The organism is Streptomyces sp. NPDC093801 (genome assembly GCF_040701585.1).
Taxonomy (GTDB): Bacteria; Actinomycetota; Actinomycetes; order Streptomycetales; family Streptomycetaceae; genus Streptomyces.
The window spans coordinates 62,408-80,602 of record NZ_JBFBDP010000034.1 but is presented as its reverse complement, the minus strand read 5'-3'; the positions used below and the strand labels follow the sequence as shown (position 1 = coordinate 80,602).

Sequence of the window (18,195 nt, the reverse complement as noted above, 5' to 3'; positions counted from 1 at the left end):
CTACCGAGGACCGGCGGCGTAGGGAGGGCGCTCCTCCTCTTCAGTTGTGCGCTGTGTCCCAGCCTACAAAGCGTCGGGCAGGTCGCGCACGTACGGCAAAGGGAGCGGCCCCATCGGTGTGGGAACCGCTCCCTTCACAGTGTGCTTACTTGGCGCCGGCCGCACCGCGGCGGATGCCGAGGCGCTCGACCAGCGTACGGAAGCGCTGGATGTCCTTCTTGGCCAGGTACTGCAGCAGGCGGCGGCGCTGGCCGACCAGGATCAGCAGACCACGACGGGAGTGGTGGTCGTGCTTGTGGGTCTTGAGGTGCTCGGTCAGGTCCGAGATGCGGCGGGACAGCATCGCGACCTGGACCTCGGGAGAGCCGGTGTCGCCCTCCTTGGCACCGAATTCGGCGATGATCTGCTTCTTCGTAGCGGCGTCGAGCGGCACGCTTACTCCTCGTATGGGTCTTCGTGGCCACCGAGTGCCCCAGGTCGAATTCTCTGGGGAGCTTCCGTGACTCGGGAGGCGGGGTCCGCTGAGCGCAGCCTCCAGAGGGTTCCGGGGGCGCGTACACAAACGGCCGTCACACAGCGTACCAGGCTGCCGGGACTCGGCGTCTCAGCTGGTGAGAGACCGGGCGCGGCCGTAGACGTCGAGCACGGCCAGGGCCAGCGGGACCAGGGCGAGCAGGACCGCGGCCTCGGTGAGGTCGAGCAGCCTTCCCCAGAAGGGTGACAGGCCGGTACGGGGGATGACAAACGAGATTCCGGCGAGGAGGGCCGCGCCGGCGGCGACGGCGGCCGAGAGCCAGACCGTACGCAGGCCCGGGCCGGCGGGGCCGGGGGCGGGGGCGTGCAGGGCGAGGCCCAGGACGAGCAGGCCGGTGGCCGCGAGGCCGGCGGCGAGGGCGCAGGCCACCTGCGCGGTGGAGCGGAACAGGCGGGCGCGCAGCAGCATGGCCAGGCCGGCGGCCAGGGCCAGCAGGCGGCCCCAGGGGTCGGAGGAGAAGCCGAGGACGGCGGCGGCGCCGACGGTGACGGCCGCGCAGCCCCCGGCCAGGCCGAGGAGCGTCTCGTGGCCCCGGCGGGCCCGGGCGGCGACGTCCTCGGCGTCGAGCGGGGCGCCCGGGTCGGGGAGGCCGTCGCCGGGGTGGTCGCCGTACGGGTCGGACGGGTGGCGGTCCGGGTCCTCGTGGCCGGGGGCGGCGCTCCGCGGGGCGGCGTAGCCGATGGGCAGGCGGGCGGTGCGGGCGGCGAGGCCGGGCAGGAAGGCTACCGCCCCGATGGCGGCGGGTGCGCAGACGGCGGCGGTGGCGGTGGCGGAGGCCCCCGTGGCGAGGGCGGCGAAGGCGGCGAGGGTCCCGGTGGCGGCGAGGAGGGCGGCCGCGACGAAGGGGGCGTCCCCGTGCGGGGCGAGCGCGGTCAGGGCGACGGCGGCGACGAGGACGCAGGCGCAGCCGAGGAGGAACTGGAGGCGGCCGGGTCCCTGGCCGGGACCGGCGGCCGCGATCCCTGAGCCGGCGATCAGCAGGTGCGGCAGTCCGGCCAGGCCGAGGGCGGTGGCGGCGCCCCGGTCGCGGTAGACGCGGGCGCGCACCGCGGCGGCGGCGGTGAGCAGGACGCCCGTGGCTGCGGCGATGGCCCCGGGCAGGCCGTGCATGTCGTGGCGGACGGGGTCGGCGTACCAGAGGACGAGGGCGAGCAGGACGAGCAGCACGGCGGCGCCGGCCAGGCCCGCCTCGCGGAGCATGTCCTCGCTCCAGCGGTGCCGGTCGCGGGTGACGGCGGAGGCGACGGCGTCGCAGACGTCGTCGAAGACGGCGGGCGGGAGGGACTCGGCGAAGGGGCGCAGGCCGAGCACCTCGCCGTCGAGGACCCGCTGGTCGGCGAGGGTGCGGGCGCCGTCGAGGACGGTGCCGGTGCGGCGTACGAGGTGGAAGCCGGCGGGGGCGCCGACGGGCTGGGTCAGGCCGGTGAGGCGCAGGAGCTCGGGGCAGAGGTCGGCGACCTCGACGTCCTCCGGGAGGGCGACGTCGACGCGGCCGTCGGGTGCCACGACGGTGATCCTGCGGAATCCGGTCGACTCGGCCGTGTTCACCTGGGTGACCCCTCTGTTCGGCGCCCGCCGGGGCGGCCGGTCCGCTGGAGCGCACGGGTGGGTGCGCGTGGTGCGCGCGCCACCGTAGCGGGGCGGGCGGGGGGGCGGCGGCGGCCACTAGGATCGCCGCCGCGTCCGGGGCCGGGGTGCGGGTCGTCCCGGCCGGGGACGGGACGGGGGCGGCGGTCGCGGCGCCCTTCCGCCTGCGAGGGAGTGGTGTTCCGGTGAGCCAGATCGTCGTCAAGCGGCCGCCCAGGTCGCTGCCGCCCGGGGTTCCCTCGGACGAGTTACGCCTGGAGGCTCCCCCGGTGCTTCCGCGGGGGCAGCAGGAGGGACTGCTGATGCAGCTCCTGCCGATGCTGGGGGTGGGGTCCTCGGCCGTCTTCTTCTTCTCCGGGACCGGGGGCCCGCTGCTGCGGGTCATGGGCGTGCTGATGCTGGCGTCCACGGTGGGGATGGTCGTGGCCCAGCTGGTGCGCCACCGGCGCGGTACGCAGGGGCACGTGGCGGAGGTGCGGCGGGACTACCTCGGATACCTCGCGCGGACGCGCCGCCGGGTGCGGGCGACCGCGCGGGCGCAGCGCGACGCCCAGCTGTACCTGCACCCGGATCCGGACCAGCTGTGGTCGGTGGTGGCGGAGGGCTCGCGGCTGTGGGAGCGGCGGGCCGGGGACGCGGACTTCGGGCAGGCCCGGCTGGGGCTGGGCGCGCAGCGGCTGGCGACCCCGCTGGTGGCTCCCGACACGGCTCCGGTGGACGAGCTGGAGCCGCTGGCGGCCGGGGCGATGCAGCGATTCCTGCGGGTGCACTCCTCGCTGGACGGGCTGCCGGTGGCGGTGTCGCTCCGGGCGTTCTACCACGTGGTGGTCTCCGGGGAGGCGGAGCCGGCGCGCGGGGTGGTGCGGGCGATGGTGGCGCAGCTGGTGACGCTGCACTCCCCCGAGGACCTGGTGGTCGGTGTGGTGGCGGGGCCGGGGGCGGTGCCCTCGTGGGACTGGGTGAAGTGGCTGCCGCACGCGCAGGTGCCCGGGCAGGTGGACGGGGCCGGCACGAAGCGGCTGTTCGGCGACGACCTCGGCGAGCTGGAGGGGCTGCTGGGGGCCCGGCTGGAGGGGCGGCCGCGGTTCGGGCGGGAGGCGGCGCCGTTGCCGGACCGGCCGCACCTGGTGGTGGTCCTCGACGGGGGGACGGTGCCGCCGGACTCGGTGTTCGCGGGGGCCGAGGGGCTGCAGGGCGTGACCGTCGTCGAGGTGGCCGCGGGCGGGCCCGACGGGCCGAGGGGCGGGCTGTCGGTGGTGGTGCGGCCGGGGCGGCTGCGGCTGGAGTCGGGGGCCGGGGCCGTGTACGAGGGGGTGCCGGACGCCCTGTCGCTTCCGGCGGCGGAGGCCCTGGCCCGGCAGCTGGCGCCGCTGCGGACGGGTGGCGGGGACGACGAGCCGCTGCTGGCGAACCTGGACTTCACCGACCTGCTGGACCTGGGTGACGCGGCGCGGGTCGACGTGTCCCGGACCTGGCGGCCGAGGCCGGCCGGGGAGCGGCTGCGGGTGCCGATCGGCGTGGGCGAGGACGGCGCGCCGGTGGTGCTGGACCTGAAGGAGGCGGCGCTGGAGGGGATGGGCCCGCACGGGCTGTGCGTGGGCGCGACCGGTTCGGGCAAGTCGGAGCTGTTGCGGACGCTGGTGCTGGGTCTGGCGGTGACGCACTCCTCGGAGACGCTGAACTTCGTCCTGGCGGACTTCAAGGGCGGCGCCACCTTCTCGGGCATGGGGCGGCTGCCGCACGTCGCGGCGGTGATCACGAACCTGGCGGACGACCTGACGCTGGTCGACCGGATGGGCGACTCGATCCGCGGCGAGCTCCAGCGCCGCCAGGAGCTGCTGCGTGCGGCGGGCGGCTTCGCGAACGTCCACGACTACGAGAGGGCGCGTGCGGCCGGGGCGCCGCTGGATCCGCTGGCCTCGCTGGTGCTGGTCATCGACGAGTTCAGCGAGCTGCTGTCGGCGAAGCCCGACTTCATCGACATGTTCGTCCGGATCGGCCGGATCGGCCGTTCGCTGGGGGTGCACCTGCTGCTGGCCTCGCAGCGGCTGGAGGAGGGCAGGCTGCGCGGCCTGGACACGTACCTCTCGTACCGGATCGGTCTGCGGACCTTCTCGGCGGCGGAGTCGCGGACGGCGATCGGGGTGCCGGACGCCTACCGCCTGCCGCCGGTGCCCGGTTCGGGCTTCCTGAAGTCCGGCACGGACGGGATGACGCGGTTCAAGGCGGCGTACGTCTCGGGCGTCCACCGCGCGGGCGGGCGGGAGCCGTCGGCGGGGCCGTACCCGGTGGAGCGGCGGCCGGTGCGGTTCACGGCGGCCCCGGTGCCGGTGGTGCACGCGGAGCGGGGCCCGGGCCCGGCGGTGCGGCCGGGGCGGGACGAGGACGCGCTCGCGGACACGGTGCTCGACGTGGTCGTGGGGCGGCTGGAGGGGCAGGGTGTGCCCGCGCACCAGGTGTGGCTGCCGCCGCTGGACCGGGCGCCCTCGCTGGACCGGCTGCTGCCGGAGGCGGACCGGCCGGCGGAGGGCGGGCCGCACGCGGAGGGCCGGCCGCACGCGGAGGGCCGGCTGCGGCCGGGCGGGCTGGTGGTGCCGCTCGGGCTGGTCGACAAGCCGTTCGAGCAACGGCGCGAGGTGCTCCACCAGGACTTCTCGGGGGCGGCGGGACACCTGCTGGTGGTGGGCGGCCCGCAGTCGGGCAAGTCGGTGCTGGTGCGGACGCTGATCTCGGCGTTCGCGCTCACCCACACCCCGTGCGAGGTGCAGTTCTACGGGCTGGACTTCGGCGGCGGCGGGATGTCGGCGGTGGCGGAGCTGCCGCACGTCGGCGGGATCGCCTCGCGGCTGGATCCGGAGCGGGTGCGGCGCACGGTCGCGGAGGTGGCGGGGATCCTGGACCGCCGCGAGGAGTTCTTCCGGGCGAACGGGATCGGCTCGATGGCCGACTACCGGCGCGAGCGGGCGGCGGGCGGGCTGCCGGGCGAGGCGTGGGGCGACGTGTTCCTGGTCGTCGACGGCTGGGGCCCGTTCCGCAGCGAGTACGAGGGCCTGGAGCAGGTGGTCACGGACGTCGCCGCGCGCGGTCTGGGCTACGGCGTGCACGTGGTGGTGACGGCGGCCCGGTACATGGAGGTGCGGGCCGCTCTGAAGGACCAGCTGGCGGGGCGGCTGGAGCTGCGGCTGGGCGACGTCATGGACTCGGAGTTCGACCGCCGGGTCGCGGCGAACGTGCCCGCGGGGATGCCGGGCCGCGGGCAGGTGCCGGAGGGGCTGCACTTCCTGGGAGCGCTGCCGCGCGCCGACGGCGGGCACGACGCGGACGGCCTCTCGCGGGCGACGGCGGAGTTCGTGGCCGGGGTGCGGGCGGGGTGGTCGGGTCCCCCGGCTCCGGGCGTACGGCTGCTGCCGCGGGTGGTGCACTGCGACCGGCTGCCCAAGGGCGGGGAGTTCCCCGAGCGCGGGATCGCCATCGGCATCGACGAGACGGCGCTGGAGCCGGTGTTCGTCGACTTCGAGTCGGACCCCTTCTTCCTGGTGTTCGGCGAGAGCGAGTCGGGCAAGACGAACCTGCTGCGGCTGATCGCGCGGCGGATCGCCGAGCGGTACCCCCCGGAGCGGGCGAAGCTGGTGGTCGGGGACTACCGGCGCGGCCTGCTGGGGGCGCTGCCGGAGGAGCACCTGCTGGAGTACGCGCCGACCGCGGGCTCCCTGGGGATGCACATGGAGGCGCTGGCCGGGGTGTTCGCGCGCCGGCAGCCGCCCCCCGACGTCACCCCGCGCCAGCTGCGGGACCGCAGCTGGTGGACGGGTCCGGACGTGTTCGTCGTGATCGACGACTACGACCTGGTGGCCACGAGCCAGGGCAATCCGCTGGCGCCGCTGGTGGAGTTCCTGCCCTTCGCCCGGGACACCGGCGTCCGGTTCGTCGTCGCACGCAGTACGGCGGGGGCCTCCCGGGCCCTGTACGAGCCGTTCCTCCAGCGGCTCGGGGAGCTGGGCGCGCAGGGCGTGGTGCTGTCGGGCGATCCGTCCGAGGGCGACCTGCTCGGCCGGGTCCGCCCCCGCCCGATGCCCCCGGGCCGCGGCCACCACGTCTCCCGCAGGCGCGGCACCTCGCTGGTGCAGCTGGGCCGGATGCCGGGGCCGTAGCCGGCGCCGGTCCGGCGCGGTGGCCGGAGCCGGGGGTTTCGTTCACGGCGGAAACGGCCCCGGGCGGCCGGCTTGCGCAGATAATCGGCTGCGAAGACCGAGCAGCACCGCACGACCGACGGGAAGGGCCGCATCATGGGCACCCAGCAGGAGAAGGACGAGCTGTACGCGCTCGACATCAGCGGCGTCGAATGGCAGGGCCCGCCCGGGACCAGCCCGGACGAGGAGCGCGTCGAGATCGCCAAGCTGCCCGAGGGCGCGGTGGCGATGCGGTCCTCGCTGGACCGTGACACGGTGCTGCGCTACACGGCGGCCGAGTGGGAGGCGTTCGTCCTCGGGGCCCGGGACGGGGAGTTCGACCTCACCTGAGGCCGGTGGTCCACGTACGTCGAAAAGGGGGCGCGCCCGGGTGCGGGCGCGCCCCCTTCGTACGCCGTGCGCGGGGCCGGCGGCTCAGAAGGCCTCGGTGAACAGGCGGGAGGCCTTGACGTCGGTGGCGCGGTAGTCGCCCTTGCCGCGCTCGATGAGCCGGGCGACGGCCTCCAGCTGCTTCTGCATGTGGTCGGCGCGGGCGTGGTACTTCCTCTGCAGGGCGACGTACTCCCGGTGGGCCTCGCCGTCCCAGGTGTCCGTGACCACCTTCACGGCCGCCTCCATCTCGTCCAGGTCCTTGAGGATGTTCCTGGAGACGACGCGGATGCGGTCCGCCATCTGCTGGACGCTCTCGTACCGGACCCGGGTGTGGCCGTCGTTGCCGGACATGCTGTTCTCCTTCGGCTGGGGGGGCTGGAGCTGTCGTGCGCGGGCGGGTGTCAGAGGCGGTCGAGGCCCGAGCGGCCGCCGCCGTGGCCGGCTCCGACCGAGCCGAACGCCGCCCGCACCTCCTCGTCCTGCGCGTTGGTGAGGCTCTTGGTCTGCGCGACGGCGTGGTGCAGCACGCCGAGCAGGCGGCGGATCTCGTCGTGGTCGAGGTTCAGGTCGGCCTGGGCCCTGGTGAACCCGCCGGCGCCGACGCCGGTCCAGCCCGCGCCGGCGGTGGCCAGGATGTCGGCCAGCTCGCGCGCCTGGGAGGTCACGGCGTCGGCCGTCCGGGAGATCCTGTCGGCCGCCTTGACGACCGGATCGTCGGCGAGTCCGAAGGTGTCGGTCATCCGAAGCTCCTCACTTCTCGGTTGGGGGTTCTGGTGCGCGTGTTCCGGGTGTGCGTTCGGTTCCGTGGTCCGCGGCGGCGGCGTGCGCGGCCCTCAGCGCGGACTCCGGCGGCGGGCCTCGCGGACGACCGCGGCGGTCACGGCGATGACCGCGACGAGGAGCCCGGTGAGGCCCAGGGCGTAGGTGGCGATCCGCTCGTCGCGCTCCCGGGCCGCGCCGGCGGGCCGCAGCGGCACGGCCTCCGGGGCGGCCGCCGGGGGCGGGCCCGGGTCCGGGACGGGGGGTCCGGGCCTCCCGCGGTCCTCGGTGACCGCCCGTACGGGGTCCACCACGCCCCACCCCACGTAGTCGTCACGGCCGTTGACGGAGCGCTCGGCGGTGTTCTGGATCTGCCACACCACCTCCTGGACGGTCCACTCCGGGTGCGCGGCGCGCAGCAGGGCGGCGACCCCGGCGACGTAGGGGGCGGAGAAGCTGGTGCCGTTGTCGAGGCACTGGCCGAAGCCGGGGACGGTGGAGACCATGTCGACGCCGGGGGCGGCCACGCCGATGAAGTCGCCGGGCTGGGAGAAGGCGGCCCGTTCGTTGTTGCGGTCGGAGGCGGCGACGGCGAGGACACCGGGGAAGGCCGCGGGGTAGGTCCTGCGCGCGAGGCCGCTCAGTCCGTCGTTGCCGGCGGAGGCGACGACCACGGCCTCCCTCAGGGCCCGCCGGAGGGCCGTGGCGAGGGCGGAGCCGGCGGCCGGGGGGGCGGTCGTGTCCTGGGAGATGTTGATGACCCGGGCGCCCCGGTCGACGGCGTGGTCGATGGCCCGGGCGAGGACGGCCGGGTCGGCCCCGCCGCGTCCGTCGTTCTGCCGGATGGGGATGACGGTGGCCTCGGGGGCCAGGCCCACGAATCCGGTGCCCGGCCGGGGACGGGCCGCGATCAGTCCGGCGACCTTGGTGCCGTGCCCGACGGTGTCGCGGGTGCCGTCGCTCCCGGGGTCGAGGAAGTCCCGGCCCGCGCCGGTGTCGAGGGCTCCGGTCAGCTGGGGGTTGGCGCGGTCGACTCCGCTGTCGATGACCGCGACCCGTACGCCCCTGCCCCTGGTCCGCGCCCACAGGGCGTCGAAGGTGAGCCGCTGGAGGGCCCAGGGGCGGTCGGCGATCTGCTTCCGCATGGGGAAGGTGCACTCGCCCGTGCCGGCCGGGTCCTGCGGGTGCGCGGGGCGGGGCCGGGCCGGCCGGGGGCGGGCCGGAGGCCCGTGCTCGGGCCGGGCTTGGGCGGAGCGAACGGGGGCGGACCGTTGCGGGGCGGAGAGGGCGTGCGCGGGGCCGCCGGGCGCAGCGGCGAGGGCGAGGGCGAGGGCGAGGACGGCGGCCGCCCGCGGGGCGGCGGCGGACAAGGGCTGGTGGGGCACGGTGGTCACCTCCCTCAGGAGCCCTGCGGCTGGCGGGCCGCGTTGGTGTCCAGCCGGGGCCCCTTGGAGAGGAACTCCGACCAGGCGATGGGTACCAGGGCCGGGACGATCCCGCCGTAGCCGAGCCGGGCCTGCGCCTGGCCGGGTTCGGGCCGGCCGTCGCCCGTGCCGCCCGGGGCCCGCGGGTCGCGGGCCCCGGTCCCCGACCGCTCGGCGTCGCTGTCGCCGTTGGCCTGGACGGCGTACCGCAGGCCGGTGTCGGTGACCAGGAACAGGGCCCCGCCGGCTTCGGCCCGGCGGCCCTGGACCTGGGTGTAGAGCAGGCCCGTGCCGGGGGTGACGTACGAGCCGGTGCCGCTGGCGGTGATGTCGACGGGGAAGCCGGTCCCGGCCCAGGTGCTCAGCGTCGGGGTGCCCCGGCCGTCGACGGAGCGCAGGACGTTGCAGACGGTGTCGCGCCGCGCCGCCGCGGGCGCGGCGCCGGAGGCGGCCGTGGTGCGGTTGACCTGGGTGACGTGCTTGCCGGGCCAGCGGACCCGGTCCTCGAAGCGGGGGGCGTCCGGGCTGGTCCGCAGGGCCTGCAGGTCGACCTCGCGGGCCCTGCCGTGCATGCCGAGGCCGCCGGACGCGGGGGCGGCGATCAGCAGCCGGGCGACGAACTCGGAGACCCAGGCGATGCGGTCGGGCAGCACGACGAAGTACTGGGTGCCCGAGCCGGTCTGGGCGCTCAGCACCATGCCGACCCGGTTCGCCGCGCTGCCGAGCTCCGGGGCGGCGGCGGGGGCGCCCGCGGTGCCGGGCAGGTGCGGGAAGCCGAGGTCGTCCCCCGTGTCCAGGGTGGCCAGCCACTCCTCGGTGACGGGCTGGGGGGTGGCCCCGGGGCCGACGAGGGCCGTGGTCAGGGTGCCCGAGTCCGGCCGTCCCCCGGGGAGCCGGTACTTCGTACCGGTCGAGTCGACCAGGAAGCGCTCCCCCGCGCCGTCGGCGCCGCGCACGTACAGCACCTGGGTGTCGGTGGTGCGGTGGGCGTCGTCCAGCAGGCCCGCCTCGCGGTCGGCGAGGACGAAGGCCGCCGTCTGCACGCCGCGGCCGTTGCCGCCGGGCCGCTGGCAGACGGCCCAGCGCTTGGCCTTGGCGGCGTCCGCCTTCGCGGGGAGGCGGTCGGGGGCGTACGGGATGCCGATGACGGGGCCGCGCGGGGGTTCGCCCGCGTCCAGCACCGCGTCGTCGATGTGGAACACCTTCCCGGAGTTCTGCGGGTCGAGGAGGAGGCGGGCGGAGGCCAGGTTCAGCACGGGGTGCAGCCGGTTCTGCGGGGTGCCGTTCACCGTGGTGGGCAGGACCACGTACCGGGTCGTCGACTGCTTGCCGACGATGACCATGGCTCCGGCCGTGTCCCATCCCTTGGGCGCCTGTGGCGACAGGAGGCCCCAGGCCCCGGAGCCGGAGACCAGGAGGGCGCCGGCGACGAGCCCGGGCAGGAGGGTGCGCAGCGGGCGGGGCGCGCCCTCCTCGGTGCCGGTGACGGAGGGCTGGAGGAAGGCGGCCACCGTGCGCCGCTTCGCAAAGGTGTACGCATTGAGCTCGTCGCGTCGGGATGCCATGAACCGCCTGCTCCTCCCCGCACGGCCCGGTTGGCGGGGCCTGGTTGTCGGACCGGGGCCCTACTATGCCTCGTGACGGAGGGTCAGCGGACACCGAGCGGGCCGAGAGGGTCGAGCGGTGCCCCGCCGGACCCTTCTCGGCTTGACGTTCAAGGGAAGTTGGGGTGGAGGGGGAGGTTCCGGGGTCGGGCGGCCATGGTCTGCCCTCGGCCGGACTCCCCTGTCCCACCCTCGGGTTCGGGGAGGTGGGGCGGTGCCGGACACCGCGACGGCGCTGCGGGCGGCCGCGGCCGCGCCCGCACGCGCCGGGGTCGCGCTGCGCCTGCGGCCGGACCCCGGCCGGGTCGGTCCGTTCCGATTGCAACAGCTCGTCCTGCTGCAACTCGCCGCCGCCGCGCTGCTCGTGGCCTGGGTGACGGAGCCGCTGCTGCTGGTGCCCGCCGCCGCAGCGGCGCTGGCCCTGGTGCTGCTCGCGGTGGTACGGCGCCGCCGGCGCTCGCTGCCCGAGTGGATCGGGGGCGCGCTCGCGCTGCGCGCCCGGCGGCGCAGGGCCGCGTCGTTCGTCCTGCCCGAGGGCACCGAGCCGGGGCTGGCACCGCTGGTGGAGGCCGATCCGGCGCTGCGGACCGCGGCCTTCGGGGGACGGGGGCGGCGGCCGGTCGGACTGGTCGGCGACGGGACCTTCCTGACGGCGGTGGTCCGCGTGGACGCGGAGGCCACCGCGCTGCGGCCGGAGCGCACGGAGCGGCCGCTGCCGCTGTCCGCGGTGCGGGACGTCCTTGAGGTGGACGGGATCCGGCTGGAGTCGGCGCAGGTGGTGCAGCACACCCGGCCGGCCCCGGCCCCGCACCTGCCCGCCCGGTCCACGGCGACGCTCAACTACGCCCCGCTCCAGGCCCGGACGGGGACTCCGGCGGTGCGGCTGACGTGGATCGCCCTCAAGCTGGACCCGGAGCTGTGCCCCGAGGCGGTCGCCGCGCGCGGCGGCGGTCTGCTGGGGGCGCAGCGCTGTGTGGTGCGGGCGGCGGACCAGCTGGCGAGCCGGCTGACGGGGGCGGGGTTCCGTGCCGCGGTGCTCTCGGAGCAGGAGCTGGCGGGCGCGCTGGCCACCTCCTCGTGCGCCGACCCGTCGGCGGCCGCCCGGTCCGGGCGGCCGGCGGGCAGCGGGCGGCGCACGGAGGAGACCCCGCGGACCTGGCGCTGCGACGGCCGGAGCCACACCACGTACTGGCTGGCCCGCTGGCCGCGGCTGGGCGGTTCCGGGGCCGCGCTGCCCCAGTTCGTGGCGCTGCTGACCTCGTTGCCCGCACTGGCGACGAACTTCAGCCTGACGATGGCCCCGGCCGGGCGGCAGGGGGTGACGCTGACGGGACACGTTCGGGTGACGGCGCGCGGTGACGAAGAACTGACGGCGGCCCGGCGGGAGCTGGAGAGGACGGCGCGGGGCGTGCGGGCCGGGCTGGTCCGGCTGGACCGGGAGCAGGTGCCGGGACTGCTGGCCTCGCTGCCGCTGGGAGGTGCGCGATGAGGGGCGCGGGACCGGCACGGGGCGGGTTCGGGCTGCTCGGCCCGCGCCGGGGACGGCACGTGGTCCCGGCGGCGGACCTGGACGGGCTCGGGCTGCCCGTCGGCGACGACGGGGTCGTCATCGGCGTGGACGCCGGGGGGCGGCCGGCGGTGCTGGGCGTGAACCGGCCCGTCCCGTACGAGGTGACGCTGGTCGGCGGCCTGTGGACGGCCCAGGTGCTGGCCCTGCGCACGGCGGGCACGGGGGCCCGGATCGCGGTGGAGACGGGGCGCGCGCCGGTGTGGTCCGCGCTGGCCCGGGCGGCCGGCGACGGGCAGCAGCGCGTGACCCTGCACGACGTGGGCCGGGTGCCGCCGCAGAGCGCGTCGGCGGGGAGTCCGGTGCTGGTGGTCCGGGACTGCGGGATGCGTCCGCCGCGCGGGCGGGTGGCGGCGGGGCCATGGCAGTCGGTCCTGACCCTGCTGCCGTACCTGAGCCCGGCGGCGCCGCGGCTGCTGCGGGACTCGGCGCTGGTGGGGGTGCAGCGGGTGTCCCCGGAGGAGGCGGAACGGGTGGGCGCGCTGATGCGGCTGCCGGGCCCGGCGGTGGACTCGCTGCCGACGCTGGGGGACGGGGTGACGCTGTGGTGCACGCGCCGGGACCGGACGTTCGTCCGGACCGAGGGGACGGAGACGGAGACGGGACTGCTGGGGGTGGCACGGCGGATCGACTGAAGGGGGCGGCGACCGGGCTTCCGGAGGGGCGGCCGGCTGGGCGACGCCCGGTCCGGGCAGGTGGAACCGGCCGGCTCACAGCGGGGACGGACCGGGCACGGGGGTCACCCGGCCTGGGCGCTCCGGATCTCGGGTCGGCCGGCGGACGAAGTCCGGGCTGGGGGGCGGGAGCACGCGATGCCATCGCCCGGAGCGCTCCGGGGCGGTCGCCCGGCAGAACCGGTCCGGCGACGACTCACCCGGTCCTGCCCCGGGCGGGGGCCGGTGAGCCGGGCCGGCTGCGGCCCGGCGGAAGCGGTCACCCGGCAGCGGGCCGGTTCGGCCCGCAGCGCCGGGCGCTCGCCCGGAGAGTTGGCCGGGGCCGGTGAGCCGGGCCGACGGGGGCCCGGTCGGCGCGGTCACCCGGCAGCGAGCACGGAGTGAGCCGGGCCGGCTGCGGCCCGGTGGGCGCGGGCGCCCCAGCGATGGGCCGGGGCAAGCCGGTTCGGCCCGGACCACCCGGGGCTCGCCCGGAGAGGCAGCCGGGGCCGGTGAGCCGGGCCGGCTGCGGCCCGGTGGGCGCGGGCGCCCCAGCGATGGGCCGGGGTGGGCCGGTTCGGTCCCGAACACCCGGGGCTCGCCCGGGGAGGCGGGCGCGGGCCGGTGAGTCGGATCGGCACGGGTGGGGCGGACAGGCCGCCCGGCGGAGTGGGCGGCCGGGAAGCAGGACGCGAGGGGAGGCGTTACGGGCGGGGGCGACTTCCTCCCGGTCGGAGAGGCTGGCCGGGGCCGTTCGGCGGCGGGTTGCCGGGCGCGGCCGCGGCGGGCGCGGGTGGCGGTCGGTGCGCGGCAACCAACTGCCGGGTGCGTTCGTCTGGGCAAGGGGAAGGAAATGGCGCCCTGTTCGGGGCGGTCCCGACGGACCGTGCCGGTCCGCAGGTACGGGTGCGGCGCGGACGCGCTGTCAACGCTCCGGCGGGCGCGGGTGGAGGGGCGGGAGAGCGGTGGCCGCCAGGTCGGCGGTGATGGTTGCTCAGGTCCCCGAGGGGCCTGTAGGCAGGACGTACGGGGGCGCGACCTCCGGGGCCTTCGGGCACGGAGCGCGATTAGGCTGAGCTCGGGCGCGGCGTCTCAAGTGGACGCCTGACCGGTGTTCAACAGACCAGGAGGATCAGTGACCGGCGATCGGAACGAGAGGCGCGGCGGGACGTGGGATGTCCCGACGGACGATCAGTCCGACGCGGAGCACGATGTGACGGGCGAGTTCACCATCGACTACACCCCGCCGGCCTGGTACACGCAGAGCCCGCCGCCCGCGCCCGCCGCGGGAGTGCCGGGGCTGCCCGAGGGCAGCGGCTTCGAACCCCACCACCCGGCGGAGGTGGTCTCGCCGCCGACGATGCGGATCGCTCCGCCGGGGCCGCGCGCCGATGCCGATGCCGATGCCGCCGGGGGCAGTGCCGGTGCGTCGGCCGGGGCGCACCCCGGGGCCGAGCCGGACGCCGCCGCCGCGCCGACGGCGGCCCCGGCGCCCGTGCAGCCCGACGCCGCCGCGCCGTTCGCCGTGCCCACGGTGCCGCCGCTGTCCGTGTCGGCCGATGACGTGTTCCCGGCTGCCGCGCCCGGCGGGCCGTTCACGCTCCCCCAGCCGCCCGGGGCTTCCGCGCCGCTCGCCGCACCCGCCCCGCAGCCGGGTGCGGCCGGGGGCGCGTTCCCGGGAGCGACGCCCGCAGGTGAGCCCGTACCCGTCGACGCGGCTCCGGCCTTCCCTGCCGCCCAGCCGCCCGCAGCCCCTGCGGTACCCGCGCGGGCCCCCGCCGGCTTCGGCGGAGCGGAGTTCCCCGCCGCGCCCTCCGACGCGGCGCCGGCGGCACCCGCACCGGCAGGCACCCCGACCCCGGCAGGCGACGACACACCGGGGATCCCCGCCCCTGCCGCCCCGGCCGGCGACAGCGGGACTGAGTTCCCCACCACCCAGCCGCCCGCGGCCCCGGCGGCACCCGCACCGGCAGGCACCACGACCCCGGCCGGCGACGGTGCACCGGGGCTCCCCGCCACACCCGCCGATGCCGCTCCGGCCTTCCCCGTCCCGCCGCCGCCCGCGGCTCCGGCGGCAACCGCACCGGCGGGCGCCCAGGCCCCGTCCGGGCTCGGCGGAGCGGAGTTCCCCGCCGCGCCCGCAGACGGCGTCCCGGAGGACGCGGCCTCGCTCGCCGATGCTCCGGTTCCGCCCGCGGCACCGGCCGCCCCGGGCCTGCCCGCCGTCGACGCCCCGCTCCCGGGGGCGACCCCGGCCGAGCCGACGGCTCCCGTCCGGGAGGACCTGCCCGCGCTTCCGGAGCCCTTCGCGGCGCCGGCCGACGCCCCCGTACCGGCTGACGCTCCGGGTACCCCGGCGGCCGTTGCGGCACCGGCCGACTCCCCCGTGCCGTTCACGACCCCCGTCGGTGTGCCCGCACAGGCCGGCGCTCCCGGAATTCCGGCGGCCTACGCCGCCTCGCCCGTCCACGGTGGCGGGTCGGCCATCCCCTCGCCGCCCGGCGCCCCGGGGATGCCTGGCGCGTTCGGCGCACCGGCCGACGCCCCGGGGCAGGCACCGCACCCGGCCGGGCCGTCCGTGGAGCCCGCGCCCGTCGGCGCACCGGGCGGCTTCCCGGGAGCCGTCCAGGCCCCTGCCGTGCCCGCGCCGGTGGCGGACGCGACGGCGAGGGACGAGCGGACTGCCGAGCCGTCGGACGGCATCGCGGTTCCGCCCGCGCCGGCCGCCCCGGGACCGTACGCCCCCGCGGCTACTCCCTTCGGGGGATCCGGTGGTGAACTGCCGCCGCTTCCGCCCGCGTTCACCGCCGGCCCGCCCCAGGGCCACGGCTTCCCGCCCGCCTCCGCGGACCAGCCCCAGGCGCCGGCGGTGCCCCAGGGGTACGGCTTCCCGCCCGCCGGCACGGAGCAGCCCCCGGCACCGCAGCAGCCCCAGGCGCCCGGCACCCCCCAGGGCTACGGGTTCCCGCCCGCCGCCACCGAGCAGCCGCAGGACCAGGCCCAGGCCCAGGCCCCGCAGGGCTACGGGTTCCCGCCCGCCGGTACGGAGCAGCCCCCGGCACCCCAGGCACCCCAGGGGTACGGGTTCCCGCCTGCGGGCACGGAGCAGCCCCCGGCGCAGCAGCCCGTCGCCCCGCAGCAGCCCCAGGCGCCCGGCACCCCGCAGGGCTACGGGTTCCCGCCCGCCGGCGCCGAGCAGCCGCAGGCCCAGGCCCCGCAGGCCTACGGGGTCCCGCAGGGGCAGGCCCCGCAGTGGGGCGCCGGGGGTCCGCAGGGGCAGGGGCAGGGGCCGTACCAGCAGCAGCCCGGGCAGGGGCCCGGGGCGCCGCTCGGGTACACCGCCGCCGTCGAGCTGTCCTCCGACCGCCTGATCCGCGCCAAGCAGAAGCCCAAGCCCACCCGCTCCGGCTTCCGCTTCGGCGGCAAGGCCGCCGAGGCCGACCGCCGCCGCAAGCTGGAACTCATCCGGACGCCGGTGCTGTCCTGCTACCGCATCGCCGTGATCAGCCTCAAGGGCGGCGTCGGCAAGACCACGACGACCACCGCCCTCGGCGCCACCCTCGCCACCGAGCGCCAGGACAAGATCCTCGCGATCGACGCGAACCCCGACGCCGGCACCCTCGGCCGCCGCGTGCGCCGCGAGACCGGTGCGACGATCCGGGACCTGGTCCAGGCGATCCCGTACCTGCACTCGTACATGGACATCCGGCGGTTCACCTCGCAGGCCCCCTCCGGCCTGGAGATCATCGCCAACGACGTGGACCCCGCGGTCTCGACGACCTTCAACGACGAGGACTACCGCCGCGTCATCGAGACGCTCGGCCGCCAGTACCCGATCATCCTCACCGACTCGGGCACCGGGCTCCTCTACTCCGCCATGCGCGGGGTCCTGGACCTGGCGGACCAGCTGATCATCATCTCCACCCCGTCCGTGGACGGCGCGAGCAGTGCGAGCACCACGCTCGACTGGCTCTCCGCCCACGGTTATGCGGATCTCGTCTCGCGCTCCCTCACCGTCATCTCGGGGGTCCGCGAGACCGCCAAGATGATCAAGGTCGAGGACATCGTGCAGCACTTCGAGACCCGCTGCCGGGGCGTCGTCGTGGTGCCGTTCGACGAGCACCTCGCGGCCGGGGCCGAGGTGGACCTCGACCTGATGCGGCCCAGGACCCGGGAGGCGTACTTCAACCTCTCCGCCCTGGTCGCGGAGGACTTCGTCCGGGCGCAGCAGCAGGCCGCGCAGGGTCAGTGGGGCGGCCCCCAGCAGCACGCCCAGCCCCAGCAGGCTCCGCAGCCCCAGCAGCCCCAAGGTCCCTACCAGCAGCCGTACGCGCAGCAGCCCTACGCGCAGCCCGGCCAGGCCTGGCAGCAGCCCCCGGCTCCCGCCCCGGCGCCGCAGCCCGGCCAGCCCCCGCGCGATCCGCGCCTCGGCTGAGAACGCCGGAGGGCCCGTACCGTCCCGGGACGGTACGGGCCCTCCGGCCTGTCAGGGTCTAGCGGCGCGCGGCGTCGAAGGCGTCGGCCAGCGCCCGGGCCCGCTTCACGTCGTCGGCGATGGCCTCCAGCAGCCCGTCGAGCGACTCGAACTTCGCCATCCCGCGCACGTACGCGAGGAACTCGACCGACACCTGCTCGCCGTACAGGTCCAGCCCGACGCGGTCGATGGCGTACGCCTCGACGGTCCGCTCGGTGGCGTCGAACTGCACGTTCGTCCCGACCGAGATCGCCGCCGGCATCCGCTCGCCGTCCGCCGTCAGCCATCCCGCGTACACCCCGTCGGCCGGGATCGCGGTGTGCGGCGCCGTCTCGACGTTGGCCGTCGGGTAGCCGAGCTCGCGCCCGCGCTGCGCACCGCGCACCACGACGCCCTCGATCCGGTGCGGGCGGCCCAGGATCTCGGCGGCGCCCTCCATGTCCCCCTCGGCGACCAGCGTGCGCGCCAGGGTGGAGGAGAACGGCACGCCTCCGCCCGCCTCGCCGCGCTCGACCAGGTCCACGACCTCGACCTCGTAGTCGTACGTGGAGCCCAGTTCGCGCAGGAAGTCGACGTTGCCGGCGGCCCGGTGGCCGAAGCGGAAGTTCGGGCCCTCGATGACGGCGCGCGCATGCAGCTTGTCGACCAGCACCTTCACGATGAAGTCGGCCGGGGACAGCTGCGAGAACTCCGCGGTGAAGGGCAGGATCAGCAGCGCGTCGACGCCGAGGCCGGCCATCAGCTCGGCACGGCGGTCGTACGGGGCCAGGATCGGCGGGTGGCTGCCGGGGCGCACGACCTCGCTCGGGTGGGGGCTGAAGGTGACGACGACCGAGGGCACGCCCAGTGCGCGGGCCTTCGCCACGGCCCGCCCGATGATCAGCTGGTGTCCCCGGTGGACCCCGTCGTAGGAGCCGATGGTGACGACGCTGCGTCCCCAGTCCTGGGGGATGTCCTCCAAGCCACGCCAGCGCTGCACTGTGACCGCTCCTCGCCCGAACCCGTGTAGTCCCTGTACCGAATTGCCGAT

The 18,195-nt window shown here is 76.8% G+C and carries 12 protein-coding genes; 5 read left to right on the top strand and 7 right to left on the bottom strand.

Annotated features, from left to right (window positions below):
• Positions 1-145: 145 nt before the first annotated feature.
• Together rpsO and eccD are read right to left on the bottom strand one after the other, a co-directional pair.
• Complete coding sequence (gene rpsO, locus AB0469_RS32450; RefSeq protein WP_007266917.1) at positions 146-433, bottom strand: 30S ribosomal protein S15; 288 nt, start codon at positions 431-433, stop codon at positions 146-148.
• Between the two features lie 171 nt (positions 434-604).
• Entirely contained in the window at positions 605-2,083 is a 1,479-nt protein-coding gene (gene eccD, locus AB0469_RS32445) for a type VII secretion integral membrane protein EccD (protein ID WP_366455056.1), read from the bottom strand.
• A gap of 224 nt (positions 2,084-2,307) precedes the next feature.
• Here eccD and eccCa point away from each other — a divergent pair, with 224 nt between their 5' ends.
• Together eccCa and AB0469_RS32435 are read left to right on the top strand one after the other, a co-directional pair.
• Positions 2,308-6,273: a type VII secretion protein EccCa gene (gene eccCa, locus AB0469_RS32440; RefSeq protein ID WP_366455055.1), complete on the top strand. Its 3,966-nt coding sequence runs from the start codon at positions 2,308-2,310 to the stop codon at positions 6,271-6,273.
• A 135-nt stretch (positions 6,274-6,408) separates the two neighbouring features.
• Entirely contained in the window at positions 6,409-6,642 is a 234-nt protein-coding gene (locus AB0469_RS32435; protein WP_030227593.1) for a DUF397 domain-containing protein, read from the top strand.
• Positions 6,643-6,726: 84 nt separating this feature from the next.
• On the opposite strand, the gene AB0469_RS32430 is transcribed toward AB0469_RS32435, so the two are convergent.
• From AB0469_RS32430 to eccB, 4 genes are all read right to left on the bottom strand, one after another.
• A complete protein-coding gene (locus AB0469_RS32430) occupies positions 6,727-7,035 on the bottom strand; it encodes a WXG100 family type VII secretion target (RefSeq protein WP_366455054.1) in 309 nt (102 codons plus the stop codon).
• A 50-nt stretch (positions 7,036-7,085) separates the two neighbouring features.
• The gene (locus AB0469_RS32425; protein WP_366455053.1) at positions 7,086-7,424 is read right to left on the bottom strand and encodes a hypothetical protein; all 339 of its coding nucleotides are present in this window, start codon (positions 7,422-7,424) and stop codon (positions 7,086-7,088) included.
• Positions 7,425-7,517: 93 nt separating this feature from the next.
• On the bottom strand, positions 7,518-8,588 hold the full coding sequence (mycP, locus tag AB0469_RS32420) for a type VII secretion-associated serine protease mycosin (RefSeq protein ID WP_366455065.1): 1,071 nt from the start codon (positions 8,586-8,588) through the stop codon (positions 7,518-7,520).
• A gap of 254 nt (positions 8,589-8,842) precedes the next feature.
• Complete coding sequence (gene eccB, locus AB0469_RS32415; protein ID WP_366455052.1) at positions 8,843-10,432, bottom strand: type VII secretion protein EccB; 1,590 nt, start codon at positions 10,430-10,432, stop codon at positions 8,843-8,845.
• 253 nt (positions 10,433-10,685) lie between these two features.
• Between eccB and eccE the strand changes: the two genes are divergently transcribed.
• The 3 genes from eccE (at position 10,686) to AB0469_RS32400 (ending at position 17,126) form a co-directional block, all read left to right on the top strand.
• Complete coding sequence (gene eccE, locus AB0469_RS32410; RefSeq protein WP_366455051.1) at positions 10,686-11,960, top strand: type VII secretion protein EccE; 1,275 nt, start codon at positions 10,686-10,688, stop codon at positions 11,958-11,960.
• Entirely contained in the window at positions 11,957-12,673 is a 717-nt protein-coding gene (locus AB0469_RS32405) for a hypothetical protein (protein WP_366455050.1), read from the top strand. The genes eccE and AB0469_RS32405 overlap by 4 nt, the downstream gene beginning before the upstream one ends.
• A 1,153-nt stretch (positions 12,674-13,826) precedes the next feature.
• A complete protein-coding gene (locus tag AB0469_RS32400; protein WP_366455049.1) occupies positions 13,827-17,126 on the top strand; it encodes an SCO5717 family growth-regulating ATPase in 3,300 nt (1,099 codons plus the stop codon).
• Positions 17,127-17,184: 58 nt separating this feature from the next.
• Here AB0469_RS32400 and AB0469_RS32395 read toward each other — a convergent pair whose 3' ends face one another.
• Entirely contained in the window at positions 17,185-18,144 is a 960-nt protein-coding gene (locus tag AB0469_RS32395; RefSeq protein WP_366455048.1) for a bifunctional riboflavin kinase/FAD synthetase, read from the bottom strand.
• Positions 18,145-18,195 lie beyond the last annotated feature (51 nt).